Annotated in this window: 10 protein-coding genes and 1 pseudogene; 4 read left to right on the top strand and 7 right to left on the bottom strand. The window is 37.5% G+C overall.

Annotated features, from left to right (window positions below; genetic code table 11):
* Together Q4519_RS07175 and Q4519_RS07170 are read left to right on the top strand one after the other, a co-directional pair.
* Positions 1-849, top strand: an 849-nt coding sequence (locus tag Q4519_RS07175; RefSeq protein ID WP_303511195.1) for an RHS repeat domain-containing protein, incomplete at its 5' end; no start/stop codon positions are given.
* A gap of 12 nt (positions 850-861) precedes the next feature.
* On the top strand, positions 862-1449 hold the full coding sequence (locus Q4519_RS07170; RefSeq protein ID WP_303511193.1) for an SUKH-3 domain-containing protein: 588 nt from the start codon (positions 862-864) through the stop codon (positions 1447-1449).
* Between the two features lie 243 nt (positions 1450-1692).
* On the opposite strand, the pseudogene Q4519_RS07165 reads toward Q4519_RS07170, so the two are convergent.
* Positions 1693-1845 (bottom strand): annotated as a pseudogene (locus tag Q4519_RS07165) (ISAs1 family transposase); the annotation flags it as partial.
* 189 nt (positions 1846-2034) lie between these two features.
* On the opposite strand from Q4519_RS07165, the gene Q4519_RS07160 reads away from it, so the two are divergent.
* Both Q4519_RS07160 and Q4519_RS07155 read left to right on the top strand, forming a co-directional pair.
* Entirely contained in the window at positions 2035-3180 is a 1146-nt protein-coding gene (locus tag Q4519_RS07160; protein ID WP_303511191.1) for an RHS repeat domain-containing protein, read from the top strand.
* A gap of 13 nt (positions 3181-3193) precedes the next feature.
* Positions 3194-3895, top strand: a complete 702-nt coding sequence (locus Q4519_RS07155; protein ID WP_303511188.1) for a hypothetical protein — start codon at positions 3194-3196, stop codon at positions 3893-3895.
* A gap of 137 nt (positions 3896-4032) precedes the next feature.
* On the opposite strand, the gene Q4519_RS07150 is transcribed toward Q4519_RS07155, so the two are convergent.
* The 6 genes from Q4519_RS07150 to Q4519_RS07125 form a co-directional block, all read right to left on the bottom strand.
* On the bottom strand, positions 4033-4185 hold the full coding sequence (locus Q4519_RS07150) for a hypothetical protein (protein ID WP_303511185.1): 153 nt from the start codon (positions 4183-4185) through the stop codon (positions 4033-4035).
* Positions 4186-4562: 377 nt separating this feature from the next.
* Entirely contained in the window at positions 4563-5039 is a 477-nt protein-coding gene (locus tag Q4519_RS07145) for a hypothetical protein (protein WP_303511182.1), read from the bottom strand.
* A 278-nt stretch (positions 5040-5317) separates the two neighbouring features.
* Positions 5318-6127 carry a toll/interleukin-1 receptor domain-containing protein gene (locus Q4519_RS07140; protein WP_303511179.1) on the bottom strand — a complete coding sequence of 270 codons (810 nt, stop codon included), beginning with the start codon at positions 6125-6127 and terminating at the stop codon, positions 5318-5320.
* A gap of 367 nt (positions 6128-6494) precedes the next feature.
* The gene (locus Q4519_RS07135) at positions 6495-7634 is read right to left on the bottom strand and encodes a DUF4238 domain-containing protein (RefSeq protein WP_303511174.1); all 1140 of its coding nucleotides are present in this window, start codon (positions 7632-7634) and stop codon (positions 6495-6497) included.
* A gap of 289 nt (positions 7635-7923) precedes the next feature.
* Complete coding sequence (locus Q4519_RS07130; protein WP_303511172.1) at positions 7924-8481, bottom strand: hypothetical protein; 558 nt, start codon at positions 8479-8481, stop codon at positions 7924-7926.
* A 157-nt stretch (positions 8482-8638) separates the two neighbouring features.
* The gene (locus Q4519_RS07125; protein ID WP_303511169.1) at positions 8639-9172 is read right to left on the bottom strand and encodes a hypothetical protein; all 534 of its coding nucleotides are present in this window, start codon (positions 9170-9172) and stop codon (positions 8639-8641) included.
* Positions 9173-9547 lie beyond the last annotated feature (375 nt).

Here is a 9547-nt window from a genome sequence, read left to right as displayed (position 1 = left end):
GCGCTGATTAAAGGCGAAGCCAATGTCAGTGCAGACCCAGTACAAGTTTACTATTACCAACTTGACCACTTAGGCACGCCACAAGAAATCACCGACCCACAAGGCAATACCGTTTGGAGCGTACACTATCGCGCCTACGGTAATGTACTGAAACAAGAAATCGAAGAAGTGCACAGCCCACTTAGATTTCAAGGGCAATATTATGATGCAGAAACCGGTCTACACTACAACCGCCATCGTTACTACAACCCCAGCACCGCGGCGTTTTTAACCCTAGACCCAATTGGCTTAGCCGGCGGCTTAAACAACTACCAATATGTACCGAATCCGACTGGATGGGTTGATCCGTTGGGGTTGGCAGTGAGAAAAGGGGATGGAGATTGTTGTGGTCAAGGGCGAAAGTTGTCAGATGCAGAAATGCGAGCACTTGGAAAGCAGCGAGCACAAGATTATGCACATAAAGTCAATAGTGAGTGGGACGCGATGAAGCCAGCCGAAGGTGCTAAAAAACCAGGGGCGGTGGATGTAATTGTAACTCGAGATGGCCAAGTTTTTGAAGGATATAGCACAAGAAAAGGTCACCCTAACTATGACTCCCCGTTAAGCCATGCTGACCCAGCTGTCTCAGATGCCTATAATAATATCGACAAGAATCTACAAACAAGACCAACTCATGGTAAATGTGCTGAGGTATCCGCCCTGTCAAAAGCCAAAGCTGCTGGCGCAGATTTAAATGGTGCAGTAAGCATCTCTGCTGATGTTAAACTGGGTTCACTGAAGCCAGCTTGCCCATCATGTTTACCCGCTCTGATTTTACTAGGCGTTAAAGATGGCGCCCAGAATCAATAAAGGAATATAGATATGCCAAACAATAAAAATGAGAAAATAAGTGACGCCAAAGATATTTTATATCTTTCTGGCTGGACAAAAAAAAGAAAAGTCACACTCCCAGAACATCTAAAAGGTGATGATATACCGAGTAAAGTTAAGGATATTGCAGAAAATATAGGAGAGCTAACAATAAAAACCCAAGACCAAAAATATGATAGAAGATTTCATGTTCATTCGAAATACTTGATTGACTTCGAAGAAGATATTGCTGAGCATCTTGAAGATACAGGGTTGACGCTGAGGTTTTATCCGATTGGGCATATGAGTGAATACCCAGGAACAATAGTAATAGATAAGAATGGCCGCTTCTATCACGCTGGAGATGAACTTAGCTATTTAGGTGAGAACCTAGAAGAGTTTATTGACGCAACTTGTTTTACGGACAAACGTTGCTGGTTAATAATAGGTGAAAATTGCACCACATATTTTGCGTACCAACATCGAAACACTGGATATATATTTGATCAAGATAATGGATGGCAAGGCAATCCCAATTTCCTATCATGGTCATTTATGGAACAAAACTTGATTCCTAAATGGCAAAGAGGAGAAAGTTAGAGCTTGTAAATAACTTTGCTAGGATTGCGGGGGAACCACCACTTTTACCAAAAAAGATACATCAAAAAATGGCGTTGGCTTTGGTGGTAATCTCCCCGAACAATAACCGTAGCTAAAAGTATAATTTATTGCAATCTATTATTCAGGATATCCTGCATGGAAAAATCAAAAAACATCACATGCCTGTTAGAGTGGAAGAAACGTTGGAAACCTATCAGGGCGGGATTCCATCTTGTTCAATTTTTAACCAAATATAATCTTTGAACGATATTCGCCGGACCAACCTGACTTTCTACGCTTGGCTGCCAAGCTATCTTTTTCGCTAATATCCTGCTTTATCGCGTTGAGTGCAGCTCGGTTAAACGCAGCCAAATGACTCACTCCATCCGGATCTTTCGTAACCTTTCACCAGCCTCAACTTGACTAATCAGATATCAACCCAAACACATCTGGGTATTCATCCTTTTTCATCACTGCAACATCGACGAGAATTTTCAGCACGACCCCGCCGGTCACCTGCTGTCACAAACCTTAGGTAAAAGCACTGGCCCGGCCCTATCTAGCGCGCAAGTCAAACATAACCGTTTGGCCTTTCAAGGTGATTGCCATTTTGAATACGATGAGTTTGGTAACCTAGTAAAAGAAAAACGCGGTAAAGGCCAACAGCTTGTCACCCACTATCATTACGACTGTCAACATCGCTTAATTAAAGCCGAGATGCCCAATGGCACCACTACCCATTATCAATACGATGCTTTTGGTAGACGTTTCGAAAAGTCGGTAACAGACCAAACACAACAAACCACCACCACCGAGTTTATTTGGCAAGCCGACCGCCTAATTGCCGAAAGCGATAATCAACAGCATTACCAAAGCTACCTTTACGAGCCCGGCAGCTTTAAACCCTTAGCGCTGATTAAAGGCGAAGCCAATGCCAGTGAAGCCCCTGTGCAAGTTTTCTATTACCAACTTGACCATTTAGGCACGCCACAAGAAATCACCGACCAACAAGGCAATACCGTTTGGAGCGTCCACTATCGCGCCTACGGTAACGTACTCAAACAAGAAATCGAACAAGTGCACAGCCCTCTTAGATTTCAAGGGCAATATTATGATGCAGAAACCGGCCTGCACTACAACCGCCATCGTTACTACAACCCCAACACTGCGGCGTTTTTAACCCTAGACCCGATAGGACTTGCAGGTGGCTTGAATAACTACCAATACGTGCCCAATCCGACTGGATGGGTTGATCCGTTGGGGTTGGCGAAAAAACCTGGCAATGCCGGAAGATGCCGTCCTAAACCAACAAGTAATAGAGAGTTTGAAACAAGGGCGGAAGCTGAGGCCGCTATTTTTGAAAAAGCAAACATTGATATAGACACACCGCCAGATGCACAATGGGAGGTCGGCAATGATGTCTACCGAAGAGGGCATGATGGTTATTTGTATTCGACGGATAAAGGCACATGGGGTACCTACAGGCAGTATGAAACTGAAGATGGCTCACGGGTGATCGTCGAGCACACCGGAGAAGAGTGGGATCATTTTCATCTAGGTGTACCAAAAGATGATCCATCCTTAACGGGAGTAGACTTTGGCTGGGGAGGAGACGTACTTACCGCTGATCGCTATAGTAATAAGGATAAACATCATTATTACAGCCAGATAGTTCTAGATCCTGAGATTCGTACTCTTAGAGGACTACCTCCTCTCAAAGAAACTAAATAAATGGAGAAAGCCAATGGTATTTTTCTACGAGTCAGAAGACGAAAATGATTTCAAACAATTACTTACTGACAACCCACAAATATCGTACATAAATCATTATAAGAGTTCTTCTAGAAATGAAATAGCATTTTTACTTAAGCCTATTAGATCTAAGAGTAAAACATCTTATTTTATCGGATTAGAAGATTTTGATACTCAAGCGGTTTCGCGACTATTTTGGGAATTCTTCAATTGCTACTTTCCTGAAAAAACAACAGCAAAAATTAAGCTGAGAATCTCTGAGGTATTGCTTTGGTATGAATTTACGATAAAAAAAGGCTGTGATATTGTTGCATCACTATGTTTATACGAAAAAGAGCATGAGATTTTCTCAATACTTGAAAATGGCTCTGTGTTTTTTTGCTTAGACGAATTTGAATCCCCAAGACATATTGCAGAGCTGGCATTTTATTTCCTTTACATACCTGAAGATGAGAAATATGACAGAGCTGAAGCTGAAGCTGACCTTATCACGCTATCAAAAGTAATAATGCAGCCTGAAAACATTGAAAAGTTGAAACAGGAACTAGCCTCCTTAGACAAGAAACTAGACCCATTAAGAGTCCGAGAACGCTTAAATAAATACATCCCTGATAAAACCGAACTTGAAATAAAGCAAAGCCTAACTAACAGTGAATTACGCCAGTTAGACAAGTTACTCTTTTTCTATCCCTAGTTAGGTATATTTAAACTAAGGCAGTCAAACTATTCTTATCCCCACATCTTTTTACAATTTTTGAATAACTAGAAAACTCGATAGCGATAGCCTAACAACAAACCACCGCCACCGAGTTTATTTGGCTAACCGACCGTTTAATTGCCGAAACCGATAATCAACAGCAAGAATACTGGACAGCCATCTAAATATTCAGACCATGATAGTGCAGCACCACAACTGGCAAAGGTGTATACTTGCTTTTTATGCTGTATATACCACATGCGTAATAGTTCGAGCCCAATAGGCATACAAACGCGTGAATTGAATAAAAAATAGGATAAGTAACTGATATGGCGTTACTCATTACTGACCAGTGTATTAATTGTGATATGTGTGAATAACACCATAAAAACAAATTAAATCAACAATATAAACCAATGTGTTATTTATTGTGTTGCATAGAAGTAATTATAAAATATTTTAAGTTAGTTTCGCATAACACAAAATCAATTAAGGCCTAGCGGTTGTCTGAGGAGAATTTCCTAGCTGTTCAAGGTCTGATATCGCTGAAGGAGATTTGAATAAAGATTCATAACGGAGGTTGAACCGCCCATTTGGGCATACATAATGGGTAGTCTGGAGAGTTGAAGGATAGATCCCCTTCGACTACCCGATTATCTGATTTTTATGATTTAATGATGGCTTTGGGTTGTCCAACTTTATAAAGCTTCAAGAAGTCTCCAAGTGCCATACTAGACATTGTTGAATATTTGTCGATATCTAAGTCTTTAGCTATTTGTTTAATCAAATCACGAAACATATTAAAAGCATGTTCAGGATCGGACTTTTCACTTAAGCTATAAACTTCCAGAATACACTTTTCAGTTTCTCTTGATATATATAGTGAATTGGAAAGGTTACACTGAAAAAGTGCAATTCTCGCGTTTGTTAAGAGCTCATATTGAGCATCACTTTTAGTAAAATCTGATACAACAACTAACATTATTAGACCTTGCGCAGAATCTAGAATTTCTTCAAGTGCGTCTAGTTTTCTTTTATAAAGCTCATTTCTATTTTTATCTGTTGCAGCAAGCCAGCCAACAAAAAACGCCCCCAATAAAGAGGCGACAGTTACAACACTACTACTTGAAAAAAAATCCATAGGTACTCCCTTAATCACAAAATGAGGCTTTAGAATAACTCCAACAGCCAGGTTTGACTAAAAAGCGGGCCCAGCAATTAACTCGAAGCACTTTCAAAGTATTAGGTAATACTTTGAAAACCATGAAACAGGTAATTTTGTCTTAGAAAGAGAAATTCTACAGCCTCAACCCCCTACTTCATCCGCAGCCTGGAAGGAACTTGTTTGGTATTAATTTGAGACCGCTAGCGAACGACACCAAACAAGTGGAGTTCAGACTGTAGTGCTTCAGCTATATGTCAAACACTTAATACTTTTTTTACAGCATTAGCAATTTCTGGCATTGCAGAGCTGTCATTCCATATTAGATATTTATATGACTTCATCATTGCATGCATGTTTTCTGGTGAAACGCCAGCATTAATCATTAATACTTTTTTGTTAGACTTCATCATTTCCATGAAGAATGTTGAGAACTCTGATAGGGGCCAACCACTTTCGCTGTCAAAGAAGTTATCAGTCAAAACGAATAGACCAACGTCGGATTTTTCAATTCCTTCATTTACTTTTAAATAAATATTATCGCCATAATCTATTTCATAGCTATCAAGCCATGTCGCTATATCATTCGCCTGAAAATATGAATTCAGCGGATTAACAATCAAATCTTTGTCTTTTGATGAGTGACTGATAAAAACTCTAGATTCATTACTTTTCATACATACATACTGAGGGTTATTTTCTTCAAAATAGTCTCTCTCGGGCCAAAGAAATGGAGCATCACCACCTTCTCGGGTTAAAGCAAGGTCAACCATCTCTTCATCTATGAATGTCATAACATTATATAAAAAAGTATCACTTAGAAATATGTTATGACGCTTAATCTTGTCAGGATAATTATCCCTAAGCCATGATTCAAATTTTACGGCGTCACCTTGCAGATTGACAGCAACGTGAAATGACAAGCAATAAGGGTTATTATTGACAACCACGCCAACCATTGTGGCATAGTCTTTGTCGAAATTTCTTAGTATTTCCTTAATAAAGTCTCGCTCATTTACGCGAGATCCGTAATCACATTCAAAAACATACATGTAATCGTGTACCACGACTCCTCCCAGTGCCTAACGAGGCGGTTGAATAACTCTTATACCCAAATTTAGTTAAAAGCGAAAACTTAAAATTAACTCTAAGCATTTTAAGACATTGGGTAATACATTTGGCCCCTTAAGACTAGATATTTTGCTAAAAAAATAAAAATTCTTCAGCCTCAACGAGACAGTAGAATGACTCCAACTGCCAGATTTAACTAAAAAACGGGGCCCTGCAATCAATCCTAAACGCTTTTAAGCAATAGATAATGCATTTGGAACCCATAAAACAGGCTGTTTTTATTAAAAAAAGAGAAATTCTACAGCCTCAACACCGCTATAAGCGGACTAAAATTATTGGTTATAATGTGGAGAAAAGTGGAACCTAACCAACTGTTTTAGCTCCGTTTAATTGCATTGTTAGAGTACGCTGTCTCCTATCCCTCATTTTATCTATAAAGCATCTATGCTCCTGCACAATATCAGGCCTTCTTACATAGTTATCAAGGGGCTGTTTTCTTCGTAGTTTATTTTTTATTTTACAGAATGAAATCCACTTATTTATTGTGAATTGCTCTCTCCATTGCATCTGTGTAGATTTTAGCTTTCCAATTCCTGCTTCAACTGGAGGGGTTGATTCTGAAAATTTGTTAAACATACTATTTTGAGGAATCAATTGGCATTTATTACTAACATATTCCGATTGAGCTGTATCACCAAATACAATAAAAGAATTTCTACTTCTGAACTGCAAATCATTTAATATATCAATATCTGATTCGTTATTTACTTCGGTGTAAGAGCAATCTTTTTTACCTAGTTTATAAACCTTATTATCATATAAACAAAGAGTGACAATTGGCGAAATAGGTAGAAAAATTTGAACACCGCGATTTATAATAGCTGTGTAATCTATTTTTGTGGAATCTCGCAAATACCAATTATAATGTACAACAGGATGGTCAGATATAATAAAGTCTGTATGAGTATTGTTGATAATAAAGTGCCACTCAAGATCATCAATTAAAGGCCAGTTCAAAGCTGCTTCAACAGTTTGCATACGCAAAATATCTTTTGGATCATTAAGTTTAAATTTAACGCTGTTTATAACGCTCTCTTCAAAGTTATTTAACCCTCCAATTTCTTTTAACAGCACATCAAAAAATTTGTCGATATTCTCTAACGAATCATTAAATGCTCTTGGAGTTCTATTTAGTTGTACCGTGAGAAATCTAAGAACGTCTATTTTTGACTTTTTATTTAAAGAAACTGCTTGCTCTTCATGTTTAGGTGAAAACTGCTTTATAACTAATGAAGCCGGCCCCTCAACCTTATCCCGTAAAAAATGTTCTACCGAATTATCTTTATCATAAAAATAATTCTCAGCTAAAACGCGGTTAACGCTAGTTGGAGGTCTTAATTTCCCTCTAGTTGAATCATAAATATTGACCACTTCATTTGAAGACATAAAATTCTTTAATAAGAATTGAGGTACAAAATGCTGATTTTTGGTTATTTTTGACATTTTAATGCATCTTTATTGAAAAGTAATTAATACACCTGAACCAGAAAGTACTCTAACGAGCCTGTAGAATTTCTCTTTGAATAAAATTTAGTGATTTTTTGAATCTCTGTATCGCATTCTAAGCCATTAAAACGACCTTGCTAATGTATTTACAACCCTTAAATCACGCTTGTTTTTGTTAAAATTGAGTAATTCTACAGCCTCTACGCCTTGCTAAGCGGACTAAAATTGTGGGTTGTAATGTGGAGCGAAACGTAACCCACTGTTTTATTTCTATTTAAGCAACTTATTAGGATTTTTTTTCAAGAATCTTTCTGATTTTTTCAAGTTCTTCGGCTACTAAATCTTTTGCACCTTCACTCGCTCCATATGGTCTTAAATCAATTTTATGATTTTCACTCACAGATTTATTTTGATATTGATACTCCGATAGAATTTCAAACTGTTTTGGTGTTATTTTGGGATCTGCTTTATCACCTAAAATCACCCAGCCTTGTGCTAAAACAAACAACAATTCTGCATTTGGCGGAAGACTATCAATTTGTGTATTAAAAGCATCGAAATCTTTAAAATTCTTATCTTTTTTTGAAAACTGATAAAAATCTCGGTCAATTTTTAAAGTTAAGTTCAAAGCAGGTGTTTGACCTGTATTTTTAATACGAAGGCAAATAAACGGTGTATTAATACGAACAAAAGGCTCAACGATTACATAAGGTCTATACATAGCTTCAGATTGATCTTTGATCGCCTGAACTGATGATTCTGTTGCTTTAGCCATTTTATGTGTCAAATACACGTATATTGTTGTTACAAAAATCAAAATACCGGTTAAATATTCAATTACCATAATTGATGCCCCTCATAGAAATCCTAACGCCGCGTTAATCGGACTAAAATTGTTGGTTATAATGTGTAGCGAAACTTAACCAACTGTTTTAGTTTCGTTTAAACGCCTTGTTAAATTTACTTTTCAGATGACTTTGCTTGGGATGGCCATAAAAGAGTCATCCTAGTAACACCGCATCCTCGTCTGCGTATGTATTTTTGGCTATATCTTCTTCACGACCATAAAAATGGTAACTCATCTTTCTAACCCAATGAGCCATGAAAATAGAATCGTGTACAAATATGATCGTTAGTGCCACAAGAGAAACCGAAGTTTTAGGATACGTAGTGCCAGTAAAAATAAAGACCAAAGATGTTATTAAAAGCATGATGAACGCAATAATAATAATTAAATTTCTATCTGCGAGTGTTTTTTGATACAAAATCTGTAATTGTAATTTACTTTTTTTAGTTGTTAGCTGATAGAAAATTGCTCTAGCTTTAAAATAAACCCGCATGTAACTAATAAATAATTTTGCTAGTTTTTCTCCAACAAATCGATTCATAAAAAGATTAAGCAATCTAAATAATTCTTTAAATAGCTTTATCGTAAACCATAAAATAAAAGTGCCAGCAATACTACCTATAGCACCCAAAATTATAATCCCAGGAATTGTTGACTTAAGCCATTCAGTTATTTCAACGAAATTCAAGATATACTCCGAGTAAATTTAAAAGCTTATTAGATCCCATGATGGGGTGATAAAACACCCCAAAACGGCGTATAAAACATATCCACTATATTTACATCATTTTTATCTTAGTTAATACAGTAGCCTGCCGATTCTGTTGTGGCTTCTCTATTATATTCCGACAAAACGGTGATTAATAATGTTATGCGACAGCGCGTTGATGGCGGTTCTTATGCGCTGTCAAATTTAGATCAAACATTACCACCAGATCACACTGGTGCAAGCTATTTTTTGTTCAAAAAAATCAATCATGCCACTACGAGACCCAAATATGAGTGCTTTAAAGTATTATCCTTCGGCAGCAGTATCAGCTAGATTATTACGTTTTCGCCCGTT

This window comes from Motilimonas sp. 1_MG-2023, assembly GCF_030547455.1.
Taxonomy (GTDB): Bacteria; Pseudomonadota; Gammaproteobacteria; order Enterobacterales; family CBDFNC01; genus Motilimonas.
This window is presented reverse-complemented; position numbering and strand designations above follow the sequence as displayed.

Coding starts and splice junctions, on each gene's coding strand:
- Q4519_RS07170 (WP_303511193.1), top strand. CDS start 862: ATGCCAAACAATAAAAATGAGAAAATAAGTGACGCCAAAGATATTTTA.
- Q4519_RS07155 (WP_303511188.1), top strand. CDS start 3,194: ATGGTATTTTTCTACGAGTCAGAAGACGAAAATGATTTCAAACAATTA.
- Q4519_RS07150 (WP_303511185.1), bottom strand. CDS start 4,185: ATGCCTATTGGGCTCGAACTATTACGCATGTGGTATATACAGCATAAA.
- Q4519_RS07145 (WP_303511182.1), bottom strand. CDS start 5,039: ATGGATTTTTTTTCAAGTAGTAGTGTTGTAACTGTCGCCTCTTTATTG.
- Q4519_RS07135 (WP_303511174.1), bottom strand. CDS start 7,634: ATGTCAAAAATAACCAAAAATCAGCATTTTGTACCTCAATTCTTATTA.
- Q4519_RS07130 (WP_303511172.1), bottom strand. CDS start 8,481: ATGGTAATTGAATATTTAACCGGTATTTTGATTTTTGTAACAACAATA.